The sequence below is a fragment of the Paenibacillus lactis genome (assembly GCF_017873605.1).
Taxonomy (GTDB): domain Bacteria; phylum Bacillota; class Bacilli; order Paenibacillales; family Paenibacillaceae; genus Paenibacillus_AQ; species Paenibacillus_AQ lactis.
Genome location: NZ_JAGGKI010000004.1, coordinates 97,279 through 122,558 on the forward strand (window position 1 = coordinate 97,279; position 25,280 = coordinate 122,558).

Below are 25,280 nucleotides of genomic sequence, written 5' to 3' on the forward strand. Positions count from 1 at the left end.
AGGATTCCGTCCTGTCCTTCGCGCTATCCTGAAACAGCCTAGTACCATTGTAAAGAAGGGGACAGCCTGTTGCAAGGAATCCTCCGTTCGAGTCCTTTCCGTCCTCATGGACGATGTATAGACGACAAGGGTTTGACGAAACCAGCCTTCGTTTTTTTCGCTTCCGCTTCTAGGGCGGTCGAAAGAAATCGAAGGCTGTCCGTGCTTGATCGTTTCTGCAATCGCTTTGTCATATTCTGCGCTTTCCCGGAAAATAATGCTTCATTTCCTGGGGAAATGCCTGCTTAGGTGCTGCGCTGCACCGGGTACAGGCCGAAATCCTCGGCGAGCCGTGTATTCTCAAATACATCCTTCGCTTCTTGCAGCAGCGGCTGCAAATGCTCCACGTCTTTATACCTTGAGCTGAAATGCGTTAAAAACAGCGACTTCACGCCGGCCCGCACCGCTGCTTCTGCCGCTTGCTTGGCCGTACTATGGTAGTACTCATGAGCCAACTCGGCCAAATCCTCCATAAAGGTCGCCTCATGGACAAGGATGTCCGCATCTTTCGCGAGCACCTCTACTCCAGGGCAAGGACGCGTATCTCCGAGAATCGTCACAACTCTACCCTTCTTGGGTGCAAGCAGCACATCCGCGGGATGAATCCATCTTCCGTCCCCTAGCTCTACGCTTTCGCCTCGTTTCAGCTTCCCGTATTGCGGACCCGGCTTCAAACCATAGGCCTCCAGCCGTTTGGGATCGAGGCTTCCGGGCAGATCCTTCTCCACGACCCGGTAGCCATAGCTGTCCGCTCGGTGATCAAGCCCTGCGGCCTCCACGCGGAAGTACTTGTCTTCAAAAATAATTCCGCCGGTGTGCTCGATGATTTCCATTGTATACGGCACACGGGATTGGCTGATCGAGAGCGACGTTTCGATGAACGATTTGATTCCCGGAGGACCGTAGATCGTCAGGGGTGCGGTTACCCCCTGTGCTCCTCGGCTTGAAAGCAATCCGGGCAATCCAAAGACATGATCCCCATGCATATGTGTAATGAATACCTTTTCAAGCTTGGACAGCTTGAGAGGGGATTTCAATATTTGATGCTGCGTTCCTTCCCCGCAATCAAACAGCCATAAGCTTCTGCGTTCCTCAAGGAGACGCAGGGCAATGGACGTAACATTGCGCTGGAGTGAAGGAACGCCGGCATTGGTTCCCAAAAAATACAGTTCCATCCCTCTCTACTCCCTTTCGGTCGCAAACCGGAGAAATCCTCCGAAACGGTCGGAGGATTTCGAACCGGATGCACCGGTATAGTCAAGTTAAGCTTTATCTACATTAAAATAATGGGCCTCAGGATGACTGAATACCATTGCGGATACGGACGCTTCCGGCTCCATCATGAATCCTTCCGTCAGCGCCACGCCGATATCCTCAGGCTGCATTAAGCGGAACAACGGCTCTTGATCTTCCAGATCCGGACAAGCCGGATACCCAAACGATACCCGGATTCCCTGATATCGCGCACCAAGACGCTGCTTCATGGTCATGTCCGCCGGATCCGGGAAGCCCCACGTGTCCCGCATCATATGATGGACCCGCTCGGCAAGCCCCTCGGCTGTCTCCAGCGCGACGGCTTGAAGCGCATGGGAACGCAGATAATCTCCCTTGTCCTTCCATTGGCTGGACAGCTTGCCGACACCATGACCCGCCGTGACCACCAGAAAGCCCACGTAGTCCATAATGCCGCTGTCCACAGGCTTCAAGAAATCCGCCAAGCATAGATAAGGCTCGACCTGCTGCCTCGGGAACGTGAACGTATGCAGAATCTTTGAATGATCCGACGGATCATAGATGATGATGTCGTTGCCTCTCCCCTGTGCCGGGAAGAAGCGGTACATGGCATGCGCTTGAATGATCCCCGATCGGATCGCTTCATTCAGGATTCCGTCAACCGTTTCCTTCAGCGAGACCGCCTTTGGATCATTCGCCTTCAGCAGCTGCTCAACAGACCCTTTTAAACCGAGGTGATGTCCTAACAGCATCTGCATGTTGATATACGGCAAAATATGCGATATCGGATAATTGCGGAGCACATGGCGCTCCATATCCGGCGGGATATACACCGGCGCCTCGGTTGATATTTTGGAACGAAGCCCTTGGGAAAGCTTCGGCATAACCTTAACGGCCTGCGGGGCAGCGGCATCCGCCTCCATCTCGGCCTCGATATCCTTGGCCATTTCGGCCCGCTGCTGCGGGTCGCTCAGCTTGTTTGCCAGATCCAGACCTTCCATCGCGTCCTTTGCATACAGCACCATGCCGTCATATTCGGGACGAATACGCGTTTTCGTGAATTTTCGCGTCAACGCCGCTCCGCCTACCATGATCGGCACGTCGATGCCAGCGTTTTTCAAATCCTGCGCGGTTAGGACCATTTGTTGAGCGGACTTTACAAGCAGTCCGGACAACCCGATCGCATCGGGCTTTTCGCGCCGATATGCCTCGATAATTTGCTCCGGTGGTACTTTTATACCCAAATTCACAATTTCATAACCATTGTTGGAGAGGATGATCTCGACCAGGTTTTTGCCGATGTCATGGACATCGCCCTTCACCGTCGCCAGCATGATCTTCCCTTTAACCGACGTCTCATTTTTTTCCATAAAAGGCTCGAGATGGGCGACCGATGCTTTCATAACTTCAGCGCTTTGGAGCACCTCGGCTACGATCAGCTCATTATTGTTAAACAGGCGGCCAACCTCGGTCATTCCAGCCATCAACGGGCCGTTGATAATGTCCAGCGGTCCGTATTTCTTCAGCGCTTCATTGAGATCGGGAATCAAACCTTCCTTGGAGCCTTCAACAACATAGGAAGCAAGGCGCTCCTCCAGGCTTAGATTGGAGACTTTCTCTTTCTTCTCCACCTTTTTATCCCGGAAAGCCGCAACAAATGCCGCCAGCGTCTCATCGTTGGTGCGATAAATCAGATCCTCCGCAAGCTTCCGCTCTTCCTCGGGTATCGACGCATAACGCTCAAGCTTCTCGGTATTGACAATCGCGTAGTCAAGACCTGCCTTGGTGCATTCATATAAATATACCGAGTTCAGCACCTCGCGTCCAGCCTCCGGCAAGCCAAAAGAGACGTTGCTGATTCCAAGAATCGTATGGACCTTCGGCATCGCTTCTTTAATAAGCCGAATCCCTTCAATGGTCTCCTTCGCGGATCCGATGTACTGCTCATCCCCTGTTCCTACCGGAAATACCAGCGTATCGAAAATAATATCCTCCGGCGAAACGCCGTATTTATGAACGAGCAGGTCATACGAACGCTTCGCAACCTTCAGCTTGTCCTCGCGGGTAATCGCTTGACCCTTCTCATCGATCGTTCCAACAACGACCGCAGCTCCGTATTTATGGACCAGCGGAATGACCTTTTCGAATTTTTCTTCACCATCTTCAAGGTTAATGGAGTTAATAATCGCTTTACCCTGGGAATATTGCAGCGCGATATCAATAACCGCCGGATCCGTCGTATCGATCATGAGTGGAACCTTGACCTTCTTGGCGACCAGTTCCAAAAATTTAACCATATCCTCCGCTTCCTCGCGGTCGGGATCCTGCACGCAAATATCGATAATATGCGCACCATTCTTAACCTGCGCCCTTGCTATTTCGGAAGCCTCTTCGTATTTCCCTTCCACGATCAAGCGCTTGAATTTGCGGGAGCCCAGCACGTTGGTGCGCTCGCCCACCATATAAGGACGGTTGTCCTGCTCAATGTACACCGGCTCAATGCCCGACAACGCCGGCAGATGCGTCCCCGTCAGCGGGCGCGGGTTAAACCGGCTCATGGCATCCTTCAGCGCGCTGATATGCTCCGGCGTCGTCCCGCAGCAGCCTCCGGCGATGTTCAGCCATCCCTTTTCCGCAAATGCGGCCATTTTTTGTGCCAGCGACTCAGGGGATTCGTGATACTGGCCATTCTCATCCGGTAAACCGGCATTAGGGTAGCAGCTGATGGCGCTGCGGGACATTTCGGACAGGGAACGGATATGGTCCCGCATGAACTCCGGTCCTGTCGCGCAGTTCAAACCGATCGAGATCGGATTTAAGTGCTCAAGTGATATATAGAAAGCTTCTATATTCTGTCCGGCGAGCGTGGTGCCCATCGGCTCAATCGTTCCGGAAATCATGATCGGCAGCGTAATGCCCGTCTTCTCAAAAGCTTGGCGAATTCCAATGCTGCCTGCCTTCACATTAAGCGTATCCTGCGATGTTTCCAGGAGAAGGGCATCCACCTTGCCCTCGATTAACGCAATCGCTTGCTCTTCATAGCTTGCGATCAGCTCCGCGAAGGTTACGCCTCCCGTTACGGACAGCGTCTTTGTCGTAGGTCCCATTGCCCCGACAACATAACGCGGCTGCTCGGGCGTCGAATATTTATCGGCAGCGGCCCGAGCCAGCCGTGCAGCCTCCAAGTTGATTTCCCGGGCAAGCTGAGGTATATCGTATTCCGCCAGCACAACCGACGTTGCGCCAAAGGTATTGGTTTCGATCAAATCGGCACCTGCAGCCAGATACTGCTCATGAATGTTCTGGATGACATCCGGCCGGTAAATGACGAGTGTTTCATTGCATCCTTCCAGTTCGGCGCCGCCGAAATCGTCAGCCGTGAGGTCCTCTCGCTGGATCATCGTACCCATGGCACCGTCAAGGATTAATATTCGTTCTTTCAGTACTTCCTGTAAGCTAGGCTTGTTCAACTCATAAACCTCCCCGGAAAACGTTAAATCTTAGTGTATCAGAATCCTTTTCAATAGAAAAGGCGAAATATGCGCCACAGCGCGTATTATTCATGATTTACAGATGACAAAACGCGGTGACGCGTCTATAATACATATTAAACCAACTGGAGAAAGAGGGTTAGACCTATGGCAGAAATCGTGATTCGTAATACGAACGAACGCATTAGCGGGGAAGAAAATGTTCGTGAATTCCTGAAAAAACAAGAAGTGCTGTACGAGCATTGGAATATGGATAAGTTCCCGGCTGATCTTCAAGAGAAATTTCAGCTAAGCGATGAGGATAAGCAGCGTATTCTCGACGCATTCGATCCTGAAATTCGTGACCTGGCTGCTAGACGCGGCTACAAAATTTGGGATATCATCACGCTCTCCGAATCCACTCCGAATCTTGAGGATCTGCTCCAAAAATTCGAAGAGGTACACACGCACTCCGAGGATGAAATCCGGGCGATTGTAGGCGGTAAAGGTATTTTCATTATCAAAGGCTCCGAGGACGTAGGTTATTTCAATGTGGAGCTTGAGCCGGGCGATGTCATTTCCGTTCCGGAAAATACGCCTCACTTCTTCACGCTGATGGACAACAAGCAAATTGTGGCCGTACGTCTCTTTATTGAAGAGAATGGCTGGATTGCTACACCGGTGGCGGATCCGCAATTCCAATAATCGACAGCGCTTGATGGATGAACGCTTTTTAATGCTTCCATACGAAAAGGCAGCCCACGGACCCGAAAACGGCGTACCGGTGCTGCCTTTTTGAAATGTTCCGATCGTTTATTCCGTTACCGTTAGCTCCTTAAGCGGCATGGAATGCTGTCCTCTCGCGGTTACATGAGATATGATGCGGTAGGTCCCAGGCTGGTCGAAGGTTTTCTCCAGCTTGTATATTCCTCCCTGGTCATGCTCGATCGGCACCGTTGCCGACAAGCCTCCGCCTTCCTGGGTGACTTCGATCTCAACCGAATCCGCGTCTTCCACAGGCTGACCGGCCTGCGTGACCTTCGCCTCAATAAAAACCTTCTCCCCTGCTGCAACCGTTTCCGGGTTTATCGTCAGATCGACGATAATCGGCTCGGCGAGCGTGTCTTCATCAATATCGGCCTTACTTTCGTTACATGCTGCAAGGGCGACTGCCATCAATACCATCGCCGCGATCAATGCTATCTTTCTTCTTGTCATGCACTACACCTCTTTACAATATCGTGCCTATGTATGCTGCACGCCATGGTCCGGATCTTACAGAATCTGCTCACCATCATTATATCCCAAGAACCTTTTTTTTCGATCTCACGAAGCTTACAATTGTGTGACGTTTCTCACAGGGATTTAACGGGTCGTGATGACAAGATCTCGATAGAAAAACAGCCCGGATTCGCGATTACCGCGTCCAGGCTGTGCCATATGTACTCGTCACTAACGATTTGCTTCTTCGGACGTATCGATTGACATTTTCGTTTTTAAAGCGCAGCCAGGATGGCGTGTAGCTCGGACAGATGCTTAATCTCAAATTCCGGAACAATGGCCGGATCCTTGGGCCGATCTACCCGATTAATCCAAACGGTATGCAGTCCGGCCGCATTGCCTCCCTTGATATCCGTCGTCAGCTTATCGCCGACCATGACAGCCTCTCCAGGCTTCGCGCCAAGCAGTTCAAGCGCATGCTGGAAGATCGACACATCCGGCTTGCCTTTGCCGAAGTCGCCTGAAATGACAATGTGATCGAAATAAGGAACCAGCTCGGGAACACCATCAAGCTTTTCCTGCTGAAGATCAGGGCTGCCGTTTGTGAGCAGCAGCAGCTGCACCTTTCCTTGCAGCTCCTTCAGCACGTCGAATGTTTCTTCATACACATAGGGTCTGGATCTGCGCTCTGACGCAAACCGCTCCGCCAGCGTTTCGGCAAGGCTTTCATTCTCAACGCCAACACGAGCAAGACCGCGACGCCAGGATTCCTTCCGATACATCGGTGCGAGCTCCTGCAATTTCCGGAATTCCGGCTGCGACCCAGCCGTAAAATTCGCCCACAGCCCTTCGAATGGATTGATCCCGATCATCTGGGTAAATGCAAAGGTGTCATAGGATGCGTACAGCGATCTTGCTTCTTCCCGTACCGCATTCAGCAACTCCTTGGCATCAACCCCAGCTGCAGCGGCACCTGCTTCGGCTGTCACTTCAAAAGCTTCTTCCACACTTCGTTCATCCCACAACAACGTATCATCCAAGTCAAACAATACGGCAGTAATCGGCATGTTCTCCCTCTCCCTTTGTTCGTTTAGGCGCTATATATATTAATGATGTTCTACCGGAATATGATGGGCCTTCGCGAACTCTTCAAGCCGTTCTCCCATCGCCTGAGTGTCGTACAAATTGATCATACGCGAAAACACCCAGTTGCCTGCTTTCCCCTTGCCTTGTATGACGACAGAGCCAGAAGCAATTTTAATCTTCTCGATCTCCGAAGCGGCCAATCTTCGCTCCCGATTAAACTTCATGGTGGACACGGATGCGCGTTCGATCTTCAGATAAGGCTTGCGCAGGAAAATCATCAATGCAAGCAGAATGTACAAGCCGACACCGACCCAGTTCAGGACCCCATTGCTATCGCCCGTCGCTTTAGCTGCCGCGGAGCCGAGAAGCGCATAAAGAGCCGCAAGGGCAAGCAATACGATCGGCAGCACATATTTCCGTCCCTTAAACACGTCCATTGTATCGGAAATGGCAGATCCCTGATAGGTGGACATTCCCTGCTTCTTCCGTTTTTTGTTCAGTTGTTGCATATTTTTGCTGACTTTTCGTTCCCAAGATCTTGACATATCGTTCCTCCCAAATCTGATATCGCCTGTGCTATCTATAAAAGTTGAATAAATGAATGGATGTTATGGCAATATACTCCCTTGCCTGCATCGTTTTCTTAAACTCAACTCATTTATATCCGGGAAGCAGCAGTGCTTCGTTCATGCAGCATCCCGGCTTGATAATAAAACATCATTTGAAGCCCTAATGAGTCCTTCAGGATGTATCGACAAAACCTAGTGCTTCAGACGGGGGCCGCCTTTTTGCTCGTTCTCATCGACCCACTCGATCGATTCCAGCTGCTGTCTGAAGTTTCTGCGGATATTGTTAAGGTAGATTTCCCGAAGCTCTGCGCGTTCCTTCATTTCCTCTTCGGTCAAACCCTCGCTTTTCTGCTTACGTGCCAATAGATTGATGCGTTCTACCAAAGTATCGATGTCCATGGTTTCTCCTCCATTTCAAATATCATTATAACTTAACCATGTGAAAAAGAGCTTGTCAAGGCGACCACCCTTGCAAGCTCTTGCATTCAGCGAATATAAACATATTAAGGAATGAATGTCATGATCTATATCATAAAGAGTGCGACAAATTCAATCATTATATAGTAGATTTCAAATACGACCTCATCGATCTGTGAAATGGCGAATTTCACTTCCTACTATATATTAAGATCTAAACCGAACGACTAAGAGTGCCGTTACCTGCATGGACGCTTACCATACCGGCAATGACAATACGTCGCCTGCCTGAATATCCGGACCCTTCAGCCCGTTATTTCTGCGAATGGTATCGATATATACCCGTATGTCCACATTCTCTGGCTTATGAACGGAAGCGATCTTCCACAAGGAGTCACCCGATTGAACAATAACTAGCTTCTCTCCGGTGGGTTCTTCCGTTCCTCCTGCGAACACGGAATATGCGCCTGTCCAACCGAATACAACGATGAGCAGAATGATCAGCAGTTTCGTTAATGGAAGTGAAACGATCTTTGACTTTATCTGATGGATCCAGGCTTCGGAGTCGGAATCCGTCTCTGTCGGTATGTTCTCATAAATGCTGCGGTATGTACTATATTTCAACATGAAATATCATCCCCCAAACAAGTGTTCTCTTAACTACAAATCGATAATAACACGAACACCTGTTTGTTTCAATACCCAATCGAACATTTGTTCCAATAATTTTAGAACTTATGTTTGTACGAACGGCAGTTCTATGTTATAATTTTCCCAAACGTTACTAAATGGGGTTGATACGGCATGTCGAAAATATCCAGCCGCCAGCTGGCGATCTTAGAGTTTATCCGAAACGAAGTTCGTAGCAAAGGCTATCCGCCTTCTGTCCGGGAAATCGGCGAGGCTGTCGGACTAGCTTCCAGTTCAACGGTCCACGGCCATCTTGACCGCCTGGAGAAGAAAGGCTTGATCCGCCGCGACCCTACGAAGCCAAGAGCCATTGAGCTGCTTGGCCAGGAAGAATCCGAGAGCAGCAACCTGTTTACCCACACCATCGCCCGGGTTCCCGTGGTCGGCAAAGTTACAGCAGGTGTTCCGATCACGGCGACCGAGAACATCGAAGATTACTTCCCTCTGCCGCAGCACTATGTCGGGGACGACAAGGTGTTTATGTTGTCCGTCGTCGGTGACAGTATGATCGAAGCAGGCATCCACAGCGGCGATTATGTGATCGTACGTCAACAGCAGACCGCCGATAACGGCGATATTGTGGTGGCCATGACCGAAGAGGACGAAGCAACGGTGAAGACCTTTTACAAGGAGAAGGACCATATCCGGCTGCAGCCGGAGAACCCTAGTTATGAGCCGCTGCGACTTAATCATGTGACGATCCTCGGCAAAGTCATTGGATTGTTCCGCGATGTTCACTAGCATAAAATCTACACATTAGAAGCCCGCTCCCTCTTTCAACAAGAGGATGAGCGGGCTTTATTATTCGGGCGGAGATTTCCACGTTGACGAAAGGAAATTAGCAAGTTGGGCTGATATAGGGATGGCCGATCAAACAAATGACCGGCCATTTTGATATATATTTTTTTATCCGTTGATAACTTCAGTCACGACCTAGTATGATCCGTTACTTCTTCTGAACCGTAATCGACCAGGATGCATCCGTAAGCTGAACGAAATTAGTAATTTTGTGGCCCGCTTCAGCAGCCCAACGCGGAATGCTTTCCGTTGCCTGCGTGCAGTCAAAATCAATCTCCAGTTCGTCGCCGCTTTTTAGAGATTCCATCGCTTCTTTCGCTTCTATCAAAGGAAAAGGACATACCATTCCAAGTACAGCTAATTTTTGTTTCATTAATATAACCTCCTAAGCCGTTGTCGTTTGATAAACTGCCGCCTTCTTCTTGGCGCTGGCACGTGGTCGCACATATACAAAATAAGAAGCTGCCCACGTACCTAAAATCATGAAGAATAATGAAACCCATCCTTGCCATGTCATCATCGCCGTCATGACCAGACCGTTTCCAATAGAGCAGCCGCCTGCCCAGCTTGCCCCGAAGCCCATCAAAATGCCGCCGGAAAAACTGGATACGGCCGTCTTGGCATCAGGAGCCCGAAAGCGAAACTCGCGGCTTCCTTTGGCTGCGATGAACGAGCCGAGGAATATCCCCAGTACAAGGAACACGCCCCAATTCAAATATTTATCGCCATCTCCGGTTACCAGATACTGAAGAATGTTAGCGGAAGGCGTGGTAATTCCTAGCCCCGACATTCTGCCTGTCGCTTCGCTGAGCGGCCATGCCAACAGCGCAACCAATCCGACGAGAATCGCGGTGACGAACGGATGCCATCGTTTCTCGAACAATAGATGGTTAAGGCCTTTACGCTTCGGCGGCAGCGACGGAATAAACACTTTTGGCTTGCGCAGCTGCTTGACGACAAGAAAAATAGTAATCAGAGCAAGTAAAGCGATAAATGGCCATACCGATAAACCGAACGTGGCCGGAATGGAGTTCGTTGGTGTTGAAATTCCTTTGAGGCTGTTGTTCACCGGCGACAGGGCCCCGGATTTCATAACAGCGCTCATCCCCATGTACCCGAAAAGAGCGATCCAGCTTCCAATAAGCCCTTCCCCTGCCCGATACCATGTTCCTGTCGCACAGCCGCCGGCCAATATAATGCCGATTCCAAATATGAAAGAACCAAGGATCGTAGCCAGCCAGTTAAACTCGCCGGCTTGGAACTGAATAAGTCCCATCTGGATCAATGCGAATACGCCGATACTCTGTACGCTGATCGCGATCAGCAAGGCGTAGAACATCCGGTTATCTTTTGTAAGATACATGTCCCGGAATCCACCTGTCAGACAAAAGCGACCCCGCTGCATAACAAATCCGAGTAAAGCACCGCATAATAACCCTGTGATAATCATTTGTGCCAAATTCGATGCCCCCTTATCTATTAATCCGACTAATTCAATATACTTTGTATACTATACGATTTTACTTACACTAATCCAAGGAGTCAATGATTTTTGATCAGGAAAAAAGTTACAAATCCCGATATTTTCTTAGTCGTTTTAATCAACCGCATGTTTCACATGCGGGTTTTGTTCTCTAGTTTGAATATCCATGGGAATCTGCACTAAAAGCTAACCGGGTTTAAAAAAGTTATTAAAAAAAGCACCCCGAAGGATGCTCATTATATATTGCACATCATTCCAGAATAAGGGCTCTCTCCCGGAGATCAAGCCTGTACTCGCGCTCCCCGTCAAAATCGGGCGAGCCTTCGCCTCCCGGCCCTTCCGTTGATTCCAGCACCAATCGATTCATTCTTACCATAGGCTGGCTCAGCGGCTTGTAGTAGGAAGTGACAAAGCTGCCCACTCCTTCCTTGAACGAAAGCGGGAAGGCTTCGCCGGTTCCCCGATCCATGGCGAAAGCATAAATTTCGATGGCATGGCAATCCCGATACTGCGGGGCAAGCAAAAATACGTCCGCATCCTGAAGCGGCAAGCGGATCATTTCAACCGGTTCCGAATTCGGCTGGATAAATGTCCGATCTTCCAACACTCCGATTTCGGTTTCGCTGCCATCTGCAGCTGCGTGGATGACATGATACCTTCCCGAAAAAGAAAGATCCGTTTCAATTCCGAAACAGCTTGGAGCACCGAGCCGTTGAACGGCCTCGCTTCCTTCCGCTACGACGAGCAGCTTCCCTTCCGGCCCGGTCCCTTGCGCACGAACCGTTCCGGCTTGCCGGTTTGCTGCCTCCGTCGCCAGCGGAACCGTCTCTGGCTTCGACTTTGGCGAAAATGGATCTCCTCCCCCCATCCAAAGGATAGCGATAATCAACAAAACGCCGGCGATGGCTGCCGTCCAATTCCTGCGACGCTTGAGCGTCCTTGTACTCCGGCCCTCCCCCTCCTTCAGACGCTTATGCACCCGCCTCTTTAGATCAGGCAGCAACAACTCGGCATCAAACGGCCCATTCTTCGCCCTTTCATACCACCCAGGTTTATGCTCGTTCATATCTGATGCTCCCCCAGTTTGTTCTGTACTTTTTGCCTAGCCCGATACAGCCTGGATTTAACCGTTCCGGCCGCAATCCCCAGCAGCTCGGCAATCTGTTGAATCGGCATATCATAATGAAGATCCAGTACGAGCACCTCTCGGAATTTAACCGGGAGCTCCATGATGATATCCCAGATATCGTCCGTATATTGTCTGTCCAGATACTCCGTCTCCGCCGAGATGCTGTGCCCTGCCGGTTGAATCCGATCCAATAAGGTTACGCGCCTTAGAAAAAATGACTTCTTGTGCCGAAAAGCCGTATGCCGCGTGATCGTAAGCAGCCAAGTTTTCAAACTGGATTGTCCGCGAAAGGTATGTATGCCGTAATAAGCTTTGATAAAGACTTCTTGAGCAATGTCGTCCGCAAGCGCGTGCTGCCCCGTCAAAAAGTATGCATAATTCCAGATGTCACTACCGTAATGCTCCATGATCGCGTCTAACGTGTCGGTATCCATGGAAGCCATGTGCTTGACGTATTCGAACTCCAACCGATTCACCTCATCCAATTAGAGTCCAACTCAGGGCAAAAAGTTCCCTTTTATTGAAGAAAAATTTATCCTTCCCGCAGCGAGCATAACTGTCATTCGCAGGTGCATGCCGTATCCTCCGAGCGACCCAGAATTTCCACAAATGTTCTAGCAATATTTTCCTGGTTCTGATGAGCTCAGATGGATGGATATGCCGTCCAAGCTTGAATTTGCCACAAGGCATAGAAAACAGATTTTCTAGGGGTGTTTTGGGGGCACACCCTTCGAAATAACCTCAATAATTAAATTGCCTCCAAGCAAAAAAATCCCCCACGCCATACGGCGCAAGGGATTCCTCTATTAATACATGGTGATGTACTGATCGCGTTCCCATTGGTGAACTTGCGTACGGTACATATCCCACTCGATTTCTTTCAGCTCGTAGAAGTGAGCCAGCGCATGGTCGCCGAGCGCTTCGCAAATCACCTCGTTGCGGACCAGCTCATTCAGCGCTTCCTTCAGGTCGGCCGGCAAGCTTGGAATGCCTTCCTCGATGCGCTCCTCTTCACTCATCACGTAAATGTTGCGGTCAATCGGCGCTGGAAGCGCCAGCTCGCGCTTAATGCCGTCTAATCCGGCTTTCAGCATAACCGCCAGGGCCAGGTACGGGTTAGCGGCCGGATCCGGGTTACGAACCTCAATCCGCGTGCTCAGTCCGCGGGAAGCCGGAATACGAATCATCGGGCTGCGGTTGCTCGCAGACCATGCCACGTAGCAAGGTGCTTCATAGCCTGGTACAAGACGCTTATACGAGTTGACCGTCGGGTTCGTAATCACCGTGAATGCACGGGCATGCTTCAGGATACCGGCCATGTAATGGCGCGCCGTCTTGCTCAGTCCGAGCTCATCCGACTCGTCAACGAATGCATTCTCCGCGCCTTTGAACAGCGATTGGTTGCAGTGCATACCCGAACCGTTCACACCGAAGAGCGGCTTCGGCATAAACGTAGCGATCAGACCATGCTGGCGGGCAATGGTTTTAACTACCAGCTTGAAGGTTTGAATCTGGTCGGCCGCCTTTACGGCGTCTGCATATTTAAAGTCGATTTCATGCTGCCCCGGAGCTACCTCGTGGTGGGAAGCTTCGATCTCGAAGCCCATCTCTTCCAGGGTCAATACGATATCGCGGCGGCAGTTCTCGCCAAGGTCTGTAGGGGCGAGGTCAAAGTATCCGCCTTGGTCGTTCAATTCCATCGTCGGATTGCCCTTTTCATCGGTCTTGAACAAGAAGAACTCCGGCTCTGGGCCGACATTCATCGAGGTGAAGCCCATTTCTTCGGCTTCCTTCAGGCATCGCTTGAGTATACCGCGAGGATCACCTGGAAAAGGCGTGCCGTCAGGCAGATACACGTCGCAAATCATACGGGCAACGCGATCTTCGGATACCCATGGGAAAATCATAAACGTATCCAGGTCCGGGTACAGATACATATCGGATTCCTCGATACGCACATAACCTTCGATGGAAGAGCCGTCGAACATCATTTTATTATCAAGCGCTTTAGGCAGTTGGCTTACCGGAATTTCAACGTTCTTAATGGTCCCGAGCAAGTCCGTGAACTGCAAGCGGATAAAACGAACATTTTCCTCTTTGCAAATGCGTAGTATGTCCTCTTTGGTATAACTCACTTTACCCTCTCCTTTGTCATGAATGGCTTGGTCAAGAATTAAACTGCTTCTTTATTTATTAAAAAACCGGGATAACTCCCCTTGAATCAATGAAACCTGACCCGGTCTTTTAGCGGTAATCAATTCCTGCTTCAGTAAACGCCGCAGCTGAGACTCCGACATTTCCCGGCGTTTGCTTTCCGTATCCGCAGTGATCACGGTAGCCTCCTCGGACTCCTTCGTGACAGGGTTCATGACCTGCTTGATGCCGGCGATATTGACGCCCTTCTCAATCAATGCCTTGATCTCCAGGAGACGCTCGACATCATTGAAGGAGAACAGGCGCTGATTACCAGATGTGCGTGCGGGGACAATCAAATTATGCTGTTCATAATAACGAATTTGTCTGGCGGATAAATCCGTAAGCTTCATCACGATGCCAATCGGAAATAACGCCATATTCCTCCGAATCTCATCACCCATATCTCATCAACCTTCCAAGTGGTCTATTCTGATCTTATTGTACATTTCCTGATCAGCTGCGTCAACCGCATGTAAGAATAACTCACAAGAGATTGCGATCCTTCATTCGTTGAAGTGACATAAGTACCCCGTATTTAACATGAGAATAGGTTAGCCCGCCCTGCATATAACCGATATAGGGTTCACGAATCGGCGCGTCTGCGGACAGCTCCAGGCTTCCTCCTTGAATAAAGGTTCCTGCCGCCATAATCACCGGATGCTCATAACCCGGCATGTCCCACGGCTCAGGCACGACGTGACTGTCAACCGCTGCCGCTCTCTGAATGCCTTGCACGAAAGCGATCAGATGCTCCGGGCTTGTAAACGACACCGCTTGGATCAGGTCGGTCCGCGTCTCTTTCCAGCCTGGCTTGGTTATGAAGCCGACCGCTTCGAACATAGCCGCTGCATATACGCTTCCTTTCACCGCCTGTCCAACCGTGGAAGGGGCAAGAAACAGCCCTTGATACATCGAGCGCGTCGTTCCGAGCATAGCCCCCACTTCGCGTCCGATACCGGGAGCGGTCAAGCGGTAAGCGGCCAGTTCCACGTAGGATTCCTTGCCGCAAATATACCCTCCGGTTTCTGCAATGCCTCCTCCTGGATTTTTGATCAGCGAGCCGGCCATCAAATCCACGCCAACCTCGGTAGGCTCCATCGTTTCCGTAAATTCACCGTAACAGTTGTCGACAAACACGATCAAATCCTCGCGAATCGCTTTGAGCCGGCTGACCATCTCGCCAATTTGGGACACCGTGAAAGAAGAGCGCCAATCATATCCTCTGGAGCGTTGAATCCCGATAACCTTCGTCTCCGGTTTAATCGCCTTCTCCACACCTTCCCAGTCGATGCCGCCTTCTTCGGTCAGCGCTACCTCTCCATACCCGATGCCGAAATCCCGCAGCGAGCCGGTGCCATCGCCCGTTTGTCCGATGACCTTATGCAGCGTATCGTAGGGTCGTCCGGTAATATACAGCAGCTCATCCCCCGGGCGCAGCACGCCGAATAACGCAGCCGAAATCGTATGGGTCCCGGAAGCAAAATGCGGACGTACCAGCGCGGACTCGGTCCCGAACACTTCCGCATACACCTCGTCCAGCACTTCCCGCCCGCGATCATTATATCCATAACCGGTGGAATTCGCGAAGTGATAGTCGCTCACCTGGTATTTCTGGAAAGCATCGATCACCTTCCACTGGTTAAAGTCTACGATCCGGTCGATCTCACGTACCCGATCTGCTATGTTCCATTCAATCTGCTCGCTTAAATCCATTAAATCTTGCGAAAATTTCACCATCTCGTACAGCTCTCTCCTCTATAACACATCATGTCTCACATCTTAACATATTTCGCTTGGTGGTTGCGACCGTTGACCCCTCGATCCGTTTGCATGATCTACTTCTCTCCTCAGGCAAAAGGCAGCGGACCACCTTATAACGCCGCACGGACAGGCCTGCCCTGTCACCCGCGGTTCCCCTTGATTCCATCATTGGTCCAACCATTTCTTTTAAGAGTATCCGGGTCGGCCAACTCCGCCCAACCGCAAATAAAGCCCCGGAATTGGGGCTCTACTTGCAATTGATTTCGTATTCTGATTCATGCCTCGCTTACTTTCACGATCCGTCCTTCATCCCGCAACAAGCATACTATCATCCGCGGTTTCACTGCCGGCATGCAGCCTAACGATAGACAATCAACCATGACTATAGACAACAACCATGTAGACGATCGCTGCCGCTATGCCGCTCATTGCTGGACATAATCCTGCAGCAGATATCCCATTTTTTCGTAATCGGCCTTGTTGATCCTCACCTCGTACAAAATATCGGACTCGTCAAAGGTTTGCTCAACGACATCTCCTACCCGGTACACAACCGAGCTTAAATCGCCCCGGTCAGCCGGAATCCGGAACGTCACGTTCCCGCCGGATAAACGCTCCTGGATCGTTTCGCGGACGCTGGTCAAATCTTCGTCATCATAAGCGCTGATCTTCAAGTAGCCGTCTCCGGAAGGCAGCATTTCTAGCTGCTCCGGCTGGCAGGCGTCCTTCTTATTGAACAGGACAATTTGCGGTTTATCCGCTGCTCCGAGGTCCTCCAGAATCGATTGGACGACCGCCATCTGCTCCTCCCGCATCGTGGAGGACGCATCGACCACATGGAGAATCAGGTCCGCTTCGTTGGCCTCCTCAAGCGTTGCGCGGAATGCCGCTACCAGATCGTGCGGCAGGTTCTGAATGAATCCGACCGTATCCGTCAGCACGACTTCCTTGCCGCTAGGGAGCTCCAGCACTCTGGAGGTCGGGTCGAGTGTTGCGAACAGCTGATTCTCAATGTAAACGTCGGCATTGGTCAGACGGTTCAGCAGGGTGGACTTCCCCGCATTCGTATAGCCTACCAAGGCTACCTGGACGGCACCGCTCTTCTTGCGGCGCTCGCGGTGAAGATTGCGATGCCGCGTTACTTCATCCAGCTGGCGTTTCAAATCGCTGATCCGGTCGCGGATATGCCGGCGGTCCGTCTCCAGCTTGGTTTCACCCGGTCCGCGTGTCCCGATCCCCGCCCCGAGTCGCGACAGGTTCTTGCCGTGACCCGACAGACGCGGCAGCAAATAGGTAAGCTGCGCCAGCTCAACCTGGATAATGCCCTCTCGCGTCTTGGCCCGCTGTGCAAAAATATCGAGAATCAGCTGGGTCCGGTCAATGATCTTCACATCCAGCGCTTCCTCCAGATTACGAACCTGAGCCCCCGAAAGCTCCTGGTCAAAAATGGCCGTAGTCGCTCCGAGGCCATCGACTGCCATCCGCAGCTCCTCTACTTTCCCTTTACCGATAAACCACTTCGAATCCGGCGTTTCGCGGTTCTGCGTGATGACATCCAGCACGGTCACGCCTGCCGTCTCGGCAAGCTGCACCAGCTCCTGCAGCGAATGCTCCGGATTGATGCCTGAGCGCTTTACCGCATCGGTCACCAAGCTCACCAATATCGCTTTATCTTCAATCTCGGTCGAGGTATCATGTGTTATATTTGCCATATATCCAGCTCCTTTGAACAATAACGTACCTTAAAACATATACAACCCGCATTCGCCCCTTCTAAACCATCCCTTCAAGGCGAATGCTGCGTTACCTCTTCATTATGGCCGAAAAACCGCGGCAAATCATTGTAATTTTCCGTTTAATTTGAAGTCTTCCGGCCGAAGCGTCATCAGCTCCAGCTTGCCGGGATTCCCCGTGACATACTGATTCAGAAGACGGACCGATTGATTGCGGATCGATTTCTCGATCAAATTGCGAACATAACGGGCGTTGCTGAACGCATGCAGCCGCTGCTCCTTCTCGTTCTGCAGATGCTCCTTGAGCTTTCCGAGCGACTGGGGCATCAGGATGTAATCGCGCTCCTTCGCCATCAGCTCGGAGATTTGGATCAGCTGATCCAAATTATAATCCGGGAATTCCATCTGAATCGGAAAACGGGAATGCAGGCCGGGATTCGTGCTCATGAAATAATCAATCTCATCGCTGTAGCCGGCCAGGATGAGCACAAACTGATTCTTGTGATCCTCCATCGCTTTTACCAGCGTATCGATCGCTTCCTTGCCGAAATCCTTCTCGCCGCCCCGCGCCAAGCTGTACGCCTCATCGATAAACAGAATGCCGCCCAGCGCCTTCTTCACCAAATCTCTCGTTTTCTGTGCCGTATGGCCGATGTATTCGCCGACGAGATCCGCCCGCTCTACCTCGACGAGATGCCCCTTATTGAGCACCCCCATCTTCTGAAACAGCTTAGCGATGATGCGGGCTACCGTCGTTTTGCCAGTTCCGGGATTTCCCTTGAAAATCATATGGAATACATGACCGCCGCTGAGCAAGCCCGCCTCTGATCTCATCTGGGCCACCTGAAGCAGGGCATAAATTTCAAAAACCAGCTCTTTAATTTGATCCAAACCTACAAGCTGATCCAGCTCCTTCTGTATTTCCTGGAATAGACTGTGCTGGGAAACAGGGTTTGGCGAAGGGGACGGTTCCCGCTCGGGAACTGCGCTGCTGATAAGCGGAGGTTCCGCGCTGCGGAGCACGACATTAATCTGTCTGGATGGCCGTCCTTCAGATCGGCCGTTTGCGGCCGTTACTCGCCCGTTCATAGCTCCTCACCTCTTTATCCAAAGGGCTGACTATCTATTCCAATGTATTCTACTGACAGCCTGCTTATTAGAAGTTTCGTCCTCATAGGAGCCCGGCTGCAATCAGAAGCCGATCGGCCGTCCATTTCGTGTAGGCAAGCACTTCCCTGGATTTATGCTTCGCCATCGGTAGCACGGTAGATTTCGTCAGCGAAACCGTTGGCCGCTCATAGCCGAGCGTCGCCGCCACTTCCATCGATCTAGTGCCGTGATAATCATGCGTGATGATGATCGCGGTCTTCCATCCCTGCTCTTTCATAATTGCCTGGCTGTACAGCAAATTCTCATAGGTGCTGGTCGCTTCGTTTTCCAAAAAAATGTCGCTCTCCGGAACACCCGCCGCTACTAAATAATTGCGCATCCCTTCGGCTTCGGTGTAAGGATAGCCGGGCTTGTCGAGTCCGCCGGTTACGATAAACGTGCCAAACCGCCCTTCCTTATACTCGGTGAGAGCATGCTCAAGCCGTTCGCGGAGCCCCGGACTCGGCTGATCTCCCCACATGGATGCCCCGAGTATGATGCCGACGTCCGCCTTGTCAGCCGGATTGCTGACGGCGCTTTCGATTTTCCAATACGCATACCCTGACCATAATACGCCAGCCGCAACGAGGGTAAGCAGCGCATACAGAGCCCTCTTCATCCATAGTTTCTTCCCGGTCCTGGAACGTATAACCCGCTCTTCTCCGTTTATTTCCTGCCGCATTATGACTTCCTCCTGAATTCGCCGTTATGAAATAGCTGCTGCCGATGCTCCAGAGACATCATGAAATAGGGGAATTCATGGGCATCGATCGCCCGGAGCAGGCTTTTCGCCGTTACTTTGGCCAACCGATAGTCGTCGCGGGTAATATCATTGCGGTTCAGGGCATCCTCCAGCTCATCCTCATCCAGCAAAAATACTTCGCCGTTGCTGACGACCACAACGTCCAGATACAAATCATCAAACCACGGTACGCCCTGGTCGGTTACGCCCTGCTTCTTGCAAATATCGATATACCACTGCACGATGTTTCGCTTATCGTCAAACATGGCCGTAACGATATAATGGCTGTCCTTCGGATAATACTGCAGCCAAGAGTAGCCTTTGTCCGCAATGCGGTATTTATGGCGGCCATAGGTTTTCCATAATGGTTCTTTCAGGCCATATATGGTGTATAAGGTCAGGTACCCTGTGAATTGCTCGGAATCCACATACCGGGAAGTGAAGTGCCGGCGGGTGATACGGCGCCAATTTGCCCGATCTCCGAATTTACGTTTCATGGAACTCTTCCTCCCCATATCGTATTCCCAGCTTACCACATTTAGGTTTCACACTCAAAACAAAGAAGCCCTCGCTTTTATCCGCGAAGGCTTCTTTGTTCATTATGGACTAACTTGGTTAGGATCAGACTCGGTGGCCGGAACATCCGGCTCCACGATGGTTCCGGGAACCGTCGTGACGTTGCCCGAATCGGTGGTGCCTTCAATCGTTCCCGAATCCTCGCCGCCCGTGCCATCACCCGCATCCGACCCGGATCCATCGCCCTGTCCGCCGTCCGCAGGCGGATTGGTACCGCCATTGTCATGGCCGTTTCCTTGGCCATTGCCTTGACCGTTTCCATTTCCGTTGCCTTGACCATTGCCGTTGCCCTGGCCGTTTCCATTGCCTTGGCCGTTGCCGTTATCTTGGCCGTTACCGTTGTCTTCGCCATTTGGTATGTCGATGCCATCGCCGGCATCTCCTTCATCCGGCGGAATTACATCCTCAATATCCCCCGGATCCGGCTCAAGATCATCCGGCGGCAGCTCGGATACGGCAGCGATCTGCAGCACGTTCGAGCGCTCGGATTCTTGATCCGTTGCCGGGTCATAGGCCGTTACGTAATATTCGTACGTCAGCCCCTCCATCGCGCTCATATCATCCGTGGAGGTGCTGTTCACCGCATTCAGAATCCGCGTGAATTCGCTCTCCGAGGTTTCCCGGCGGTAAATCCGGTATTGAATGCCGCTGCCCTGAACGCCATTCCAGCTCAGATAGACGGTCTGATTCGCGCCGTCATAAGATCCGGTCAGGCCGCTGACAGGCTCTAGCTTCGGCGTCTCCACCACCGGCGGGGCCGGCTCGGTGCTCGGGAAGTTTTTCGGCTCATAGGACTGAACCGCCTTCTCCATAATCTTGCCCCAGAGCGCTGCGGACATTGAGCTGCTTCGCTTCAGCAGATGCTGCTTGTTCGGTTTGTCGTATCCCATCCATACGGCCGCCGTCAGTTCCGGCGTGTAACCGACAAACCAGACGTCACGGTTGGAACTGATGCCTTCGTAGCCGCTTTGCGTCGTACCGGTTTTACCGGCAACCGGACGGCTGATCCGGGCATTCCGGCCCGTTCCGTCCTGAACGACACGCTCCATCATTTCCGTCATCTGGGAAGCCGTTGACTCGCTCATGACACGCTTGCCCTTGCTTCCCTTATTCTCATGCACGACTTTGCCTTGATTATTCCGTATTTCCTTAATTGCGAATGCTTCCTTCAGCTCGCCGCCATTGGCGAATGCGCTGAACGCTTGAGCCATCTCGAACGTGTTCGTTCCGGAATTCATGCCGCCAAGAGCCAGGGACAGGTTCGCGTCGGCCTCCGTCATCTGGATGCCCAGACTCTTGGCGAACTCGACCCCGGTTTTAACCCCGATCTGGTTCAGCAGCCATACCGCCGGGATGTTCTCGGAGCGCTGAATCGCTTCCGGCATGCTGATCGTATCGGAGTATCCATGCAGATTGTTCGGACAGTAATCCCCGAAGCATTGCTTCTTGTTGCTCAGCCTGGAATCCTTCGTAAAGTTGCCGGATTCCAGAGCCGGCGCATACGACACGATCGGCTTCAGTGCCGAGCCCGGCTGACGACGGCTGTCGGTCGCACGGTTGAATCCGCCGCGCATATACTCTCTGCCGCCTGATATCGCCACGATCCCGCCGTTCTCCTGATTAATGATAACCATGGAGCCTTGAACGATCTCCTCATCCGGGCTCTCTTCAAAGTTGGCCGGATTGTTGAATTCTTCCTCCATCGCCTGCTGGGCGTTCGCGTCCATCGTCGTATAGATCTGGTAGCCACCGATATTCAAATCGTCCTCGGTAAGCCCCCACTTCTCCTCAGCCTCATCCATGACGTAGTCGATAAAGGCCGTATATTTCTGCTTTCTTTCCGGCGGCGTATAGTCGTAATCGACTTTCTTCGCCTTCTCGGCCTCTTCGGCCGTAATATAGCCCTGCTGCTCCATCAGCGTCAGCACGACCGCACGGCGCTCCTTGGACAGCTCCGGATTTTTCAGCGGGTTGTACCGGGAAGGCCCCTTCGGCATGGCGGCCAGCGTTGCCATTTCCCACAACTCAAGATCCTTAAGATCCGATTTGCCGAAATAACGCTCGGAAGCCGCCTTAATGCCGTAGTAAGGTCCGCCGAAGTTAATCCGGTTCAAATACATTTCAATGATCTCTTCCTTGCTGTGCTTCCGCTCCAGCGCCAGCGCGATCGACATTTCGGTCGCTTTGCGGAAGAAGGTTTTGTCCCGGGTCAGAAAAATATTTTTCGCCAGTTGCTGGGTGATCGTACTTCCGCCCTCCACCATGGAACGGGCCATAATATCCTTCACGGCAGCGCGGCCGATCGACCAAATGTCGACGCCGTTATGTTCCCAGAATCGTCTATCCTCTGTTGCTATAAATGCATTAACCAGTTGCTCCGGAATATCCTTGTATTCAACCGGATCGCTTTTCTGGATCGACAATTCGCCCATTAAATTGCCTTGTCGATCATATACTTTCGAGGTACCGTAAGCGGTCAGTTTATCCTTATTCTGATCCAGAAGCTTCTCGCCGCTGACCAAGATAAACAGATACCCTGCCAGGGCGCAAAATATGGCGATAACCGCCGTAAAAAACAAAGCCCATGCAATCCGCTTGCCTCTGCCTTTTTTCTTCTTCTTCGACCCTGATTTGGATCCTTTGGATGCCTTCGGGTTATCTTTGTTTTTGTTCACCCTGGACATCTCGTTATCTCTTCCAGCCATTTGTCCCCCTCCTTGCTCCCTTGCGGGATACAAAACTCTGTACACATTACAGACTCTCGGAAAGAAAAGAACAACCTTCTCAGGTTGCTCTCTGCACTCCTTATAAACTAAACGAAATATAAACCAAAAAGTTTCAAGTTAATCAGGACGCGATCATTCCAAGAAGCCAGGGCCGCTAATGACCTCATGATTGCAGCGATGATTAGGGAAATCCAGGTATAGAGACATTATCCCAAGCATATCGTGCAAAAATCCGTGAATTTTATTGATCGTTGCTGCTATCCTGCATCAGGGAAACATTGCGCTGCGGCATGAACGTGGAGATGGCATGCTTGTACACCATTTGCTGACGGCCGTCGCTGTCAATCACGATGGTAAAGTTGTCAAAAGCCTTGATCGTTCCACGGATCTGAAAGCCGTTGGTCAGGTATACCGTAGCCGGGATGTTCTCTTTGCGCAGTTGGTTCAAGAACGTATCTTGGATGTTGATGGACTTGTTCATTAGCCGTACCCCCAATGGTTCAATTAGATTGTTTTGAAGAATATATTCAAGATATTAGTGAAACTTTCCTGCTATTATAGCACGGATTTTTTGATAGTTCGCAGAAAAATTTCCCGAGTCGGTGACGTCTACCCACTCGATGTCCTTCATATGGCGGAACCAAGATAGCTGCCTCTTCGCAAACCGGCGGGTATCGCGCTTGAGCAGCGTCACCGCTTCCTCATAGCTGCATTCCCCTTGAAGATACGAAACGATTTCCTTGTAGCCAAGACCCTGCATCGCAACAAGCCCGGGGCCGAACCCTTTCTCCATTAGCGCTGCCACCTCTTCGACGAGCCCCTGCTTCAACATCAGATCGATTCGCTCTTCAATACGGTTATATAGCATTTGCCTGTCCATTGTCAAACCGACCAGGCATAATCGGTACGGAGACTCCTTCTTCTGAGGGGCCAACTGGGACGAAAGTGGGATGCCGGTCACATGGAATACTTCCAAAGCACGAACGACCCGGCGCAGATCGTTCGGATGCAGCCGCTCCGCGCTCTCCGGGTCCACTTCCGCAAGCCTCCGGTGAAGCGCCTCCGCCCCGTATTCATCCGCATAACGGAACTGCTCCTTGCGAAATTCCTCATCCGCTCCGCTCTCGCTGAATTGGTAGCCGTAGCAGACGGATTCGACATAAAGCCCTGTGCCGCCGACGATGAAGGGCAGCTTGCCGCGCTCCGTAATTTCGGTAATCAAGCGCTGGGACTGCTCCTGAAATTCCGCCACCGAGTAAGGGTAATCCGGTTCATGGATATCGATCAAGTGGTGGGGAACCCCCTCCATCTCGTCTTTCGTAATTTTGGCGGTCCCGATATCCATGCCGCGGTATACCTGCATGGAATCGCCGGAAATAATTTCGCAATTAAAGGCTTTGGCGATCTCGATGCTCATTTTCGTTTTGCCGACGGCTGTAGGACCGATCAGAACAAGCAATCTCGGTTTGGATTCAACTGTCAATGGATATCACTCCGTACGTAGTTTTCGACTGCCCCCGCTGCATAACCGTAAAGCCCAATCGCTCGAACTCGCCGCTGTACCGCGTTTCCTTCATGACAACGGTTTTGCGGGCCACTCTGACCGCCTGCTTCACGCTTTCCTCATCCAGCGGCTCGCCGTTCGCATAGAGTCTGAGCGGATTCATCGAGTCAGAGCTTGTAATCGGATCACGGAACATCGGATCAAAATAGACGATATCGACGCTTCGGTCCGGCAGCGACCGTAAATATTCCAAATGATGTCCATGCTTGACCATAATGCGCCGCATCGCTTGATCACTCGCCTCGAACTGGCTCTTATAGGTCCTGAGCCCCTCTTTCAGCATCGCGAACAGCGGCAGGGAGCTCTCCAGTGCAACCACGCGGCTGTTCGGCCCGCCTTTTCCGGAAAAAACAAGCGCGTCCGCGCCCAGCCCTGCCGTGCAGTCGAGCACCGAGTCGCCCTCCTCCATGCGCGAAGCCTCCAGCATCGGGTCCGGTTTGCCGCGAAGCACCCGCTTCAGCCTTACGAAGCCCATGCTGGGGTGAAACTCCGTGACCGAGCCATCCGGACCGCTTAAGCGGACATGCTCGTGCAAGACGACCAGCACGTCCTCTTCGCCCATCCGGCGGGCCAGCTTTCTTAACGATTGGCCGCCTCTTGGAACATACCGGCAGCCGGTTTCCTGGGCTAAGCGCTTGGCGCGTTCAACGATGTCAGGCGCTTCCGCTTCTCCAGTTGTAATAATCATGAATTTCCTC

The 25,280-nt window shown here is 51.7% G+C and carries 24 protein-coding genes; 2 read left to right on the plus strand and 22 right to left on the minus strand.

Annotated elements, in window-relative coordinates:
* Window positions 1–284: 284 nt before the first annotated feature.
* The gene (rnz, locus tag J2Z18_RS09040; protein ID WP_007129975.1) at window positions 285–1,214 is read right to left on the minus strand and encodes a ribonuclease Z; all 930 of its coding nucleotides are present in this window, start codon (window positions 1,212–1,214) and stop codon (window positions 285–287) included.
* Window positions 1,215–1,301: 87 nt separating this feature from the next.
* Window positions 1,302–4,742 carry a methionine synthase gene (gene metH / locus J2Z18_RS09045; RefSeq protein WP_007129974.1) on the minus strand — a complete coding sequence of 1,147 codons (3,441 nt, stop codon included), beginning with the start codon at window positions 4,740–4,742 and terminating at the stop codon, window positions 1,302–1,304.
* A gap of 168 nt (window positions 4,743–4,910) precedes the next feature.
* On the opposite strand from metH, the gene mtnD reads away from it, so the two are divergent.
* A complete protein-coding gene (gene mtnD, locus J2Z18_RS09050; RefSeq protein WP_007129973.1) occupies window positions 4,911–5,447 on the plus strand; it encodes an acireductone dioxygenase in 537 nt (178 codons plus the stop codon).
* A gap of 108 nt (window positions 5,448–5,555) precedes the next feature.
* Here mtnD and J2Z18_RS09055 read toward each other — a convergent pair whose 3' ends face one another.
* The 5 genes from J2Z18_RS09055 to J2Z18_RS09075 form a co-directional block, all read right to left on the minus strand.
* Window positions 5,556–5,960: a FixH family protein gene (locus J2Z18_RS09055; RefSeq protein ID WP_007129972.1), complete on the minus strand. Its 405-nt coding sequence runs from the start codon at window positions 5,958–5,960 to the stop codon at window positions 5,556–5,558.
* Window positions 5,961–6,238: 278 nt separating this feature from the next.
* Entirely contained in the window at window positions 6,239–7,030 is a 792-nt protein-coding gene (locus J2Z18_RS09060; protein ID WP_007129971.1) for an HAD family hydrolase, read from the minus strand.
* A gap of 39 nt (window positions 7,031–7,069) precedes the next feature.
* The gene (locus J2Z18_RS09065) at window positions 7,070–7,594 is read right to left on the minus strand and encodes a hypothetical protein (RefSeq protein WP_007129970.1); all 525 of its coding nucleotides are present in this window, start codon (window positions 7,592–7,594) and stop codon (window positions 7,070–7,072) included.
* A gap of 216 nt (window positions 7,595–7,810) precedes the next feature.
* Window positions 7,811–8,017, minus strand: a complete 207-nt coding sequence (locus tag J2Z18_RS09070; RefSeq protein WP_007129969.1) for a DUF896 domain-containing protein — start codon at window positions 8,015–8,017, stop codon at window positions 7,811–7,813.
* Window positions 8,018–8,290: 273 nt separating this feature from the next.
* On the minus strand, window positions 8,291–8,662 hold the full coding sequence (locus J2Z18_RS09075) for a LysM peptidoglycan-binding domain-containing protein (protein WP_007129968.1): 372 nt from the start codon (window positions 8,660–8,662) through the stop codon (window positions 8,291–8,293).
* A 177-nt stretch (window positions 8,663–8,839) separates the two neighbouring features.
* On the opposite strand from J2Z18_RS09075, the gene lexA reads away from it, so the two are divergent.
* Window positions 8,840–9,466 carry a transcriptional repressor LexA gene (lexA, locus tag J2Z18_RS09080; protein ID WP_007129967.1) on the plus strand — a complete coding sequence of 209 codons (627 nt, stop codon included), beginning with the start codon at window positions 8,840–8,842 and terminating at the stop codon, window positions 9,464–9,466.
* A gap of 205 nt (window positions 9,467–9,671) precedes the next feature.
* On the opposite strand, the gene J2Z18_RS09085 is transcribed toward lexA, so the two are convergent.
* The 15 genes from J2Z18_RS09085 to J2Z18_RS09155 form a co-directional block, all read right to left on the minus strand.
* On the minus strand, window positions 9,672–9,896 hold the full coding sequence (locus tag J2Z18_RS09085) for a sulfurtransferase TusA family protein (protein ID WP_007129966.1): 225 nt from the start codon (window positions 9,894–9,896) through the stop codon (window positions 9,672–9,674).
* A gap of 12 nt (window positions 9,897–9,908) precedes the next feature.
* Window positions 9,909–10,973 (minus strand): YeeE/YedE family protein, encoded by a 1,065-nt coding sequence (locus tag J2Z18_RS09090; RefSeq protein WP_034272143.1) that lies wholly within the window; start codon window positions 10,971–10,973, stop codon window positions 9,909–9,911.
* A 283-nt stretch (window positions 10,974–11,256) separates the two neighbouring features.
* Window positions 11,257–12,072, minus strand: a complete 816-nt coding sequence (locus J2Z18_RS09095; RefSeq protein ID WP_007129964.1) for a hypothetical protein — start codon at window positions 12,070–12,072, stop codon at window positions 11,257–11,259.
* Window positions 12,069–12,611 (minus strand): RNA polymerase sigma factor, encoded by a 543-nt coding sequence (locus tag J2Z18_RS09100; protein ID WP_321184922.1) that lies wholly within the window; start codon window positions 12,609–12,611, stop codon window positions 12,069–12,071. Before J2Z18_RS09100 ends, J2Z18_RS09095 begins: the two co-directional genes overlap by 4 nt.
* Before the next feature lie 330 nt (window positions 12,612–12,941).
* Window positions 12,942–14,270, minus strand: a complete 1,329-nt coding sequence (glnA, locus tag J2Z18_RS09105; RefSeq protein ID WP_007129962.1) for a type I glutamate--ammonia ligase — start codon at window positions 14,268–14,270, stop codon at window positions 12,942–12,944.
* 51 nt (window positions 14,271–14,321) lie between these two features.
* A complete protein-coding gene (locus J2Z18_RS09110) occupies window positions 14,322–14,732 on the minus strand; it encodes a MerR family transcriptional regulator (RefSeq protein ID WP_007129961.1) in 411 nt (136 codons plus the stop codon).
* 82 nt (window positions 14,733–14,814) lie between these two features.
* Window positions 14,815–16,068: a methionine gamma-lyase family protein gene (locus J2Z18_RS09115; protein WP_007129960.1), complete on the minus strand. Its 1,254-nt coding sequence runs from the start codon at window positions 16,066–16,068 to the stop codon at window positions 14,815–14,817.
* 449 nt (window positions 16,069–16,517) lie between these two features.
* Window positions 16,518–17,804: a GTPase HflX gene (gene hflX / locus J2Z18_RS09120; protein ID WP_007129959.1), complete on the minus strand. Its 1,287-nt coding sequence runs from the start codon at window positions 17,802–17,804 to the stop codon at window positions 16,518–16,520.
* 126 nt (window positions 17,805–17,930) lie between these two features.
* Window positions 17,931–18,914 carry an AAA family ATPase gene (locus J2Z18_RS09125; protein WP_007129958.1) on the minus strand — a complete coding sequence of 328 codons (984 nt, stop codon included), beginning with the start codon at window positions 18,912–18,914 and terminating at the stop codon, window positions 17,931–17,933.
* Window positions 18,915–18,996: 82 nt separating this feature from the next.
* Complete coding sequence (locus J2Z18_RS09130) at window positions 18,997–19,656, minus strand: YdcF family protein (protein WP_007129957.1); 660 nt, start codon at window positions 19,654–19,656, stop codon at window positions 18,997–18,999.
* The gene (locus tag J2Z18_RS09135; protein ID WP_007129956.1) at window positions 19,656–20,213 is read right to left on the minus strand and encodes a ribonuclease FAU-1 family protein; all 558 of its coding nucleotides are present in this window, start codon (window positions 20,211–20,213) and stop codon (window positions 19,656–19,658) included. The genes J2Z18_RS09130 and J2Z18_RS09135 overlap by 1 nt, the downstream gene beginning before the upstream one ends.
* A 102-nt stretch (window positions 20,214–20,315) precedes the next feature.
* Entirely contained in the window at window positions 20,316–22,997 is a 2,682-nt protein-coding gene (locus tag J2Z18_RS09140) for a transglycosylase domain-containing protein (protein ID WP_007129954.1), read from the minus strand.
* A gap of 262 nt (window positions 22,998–23,259) precedes the next feature.
* Window positions 23,260–23,499, minus strand: coding sequence for an RNA chaperone Hfq (gene hfq, locus J2Z18_RS09145; protein WP_007129953.1), 240 nt, complete (start codon window positions 23,497–23,499; stop codon window positions 23,260–23,262).
* Window positions 23,500–23,553: 54 nt separating this feature from the next.
* Window positions 23,554–24,501 carry a tRNA (adenosine(37)-N6)-dimethylallyltransferase MiaA gene (gene miaA / locus J2Z18_RS09150; protein ID WP_007129952.1) on the minus strand — a complete coding sequence of 316 codons (948 nt, stop codon included), beginning with the start codon at window positions 24,499–24,501 and terminating at the stop codon, window positions 23,554–23,556.
* Window positions 24,491–25,270: a class I SAM-dependent methyltransferase gene (locus J2Z18_RS09155; RefSeq protein ID WP_007129951.1), complete on the minus strand. Its 780-nt coding sequence runs from the start codon at window positions 25,268–25,270 to the stop codon at window positions 24,491–24,493. The genes miaA and J2Z18_RS09155 overlap by 11 nt, the downstream gene beginning before the upstream one ends.
* Window positions 25,271–25,280 lie beyond the last annotated feature (10 nt).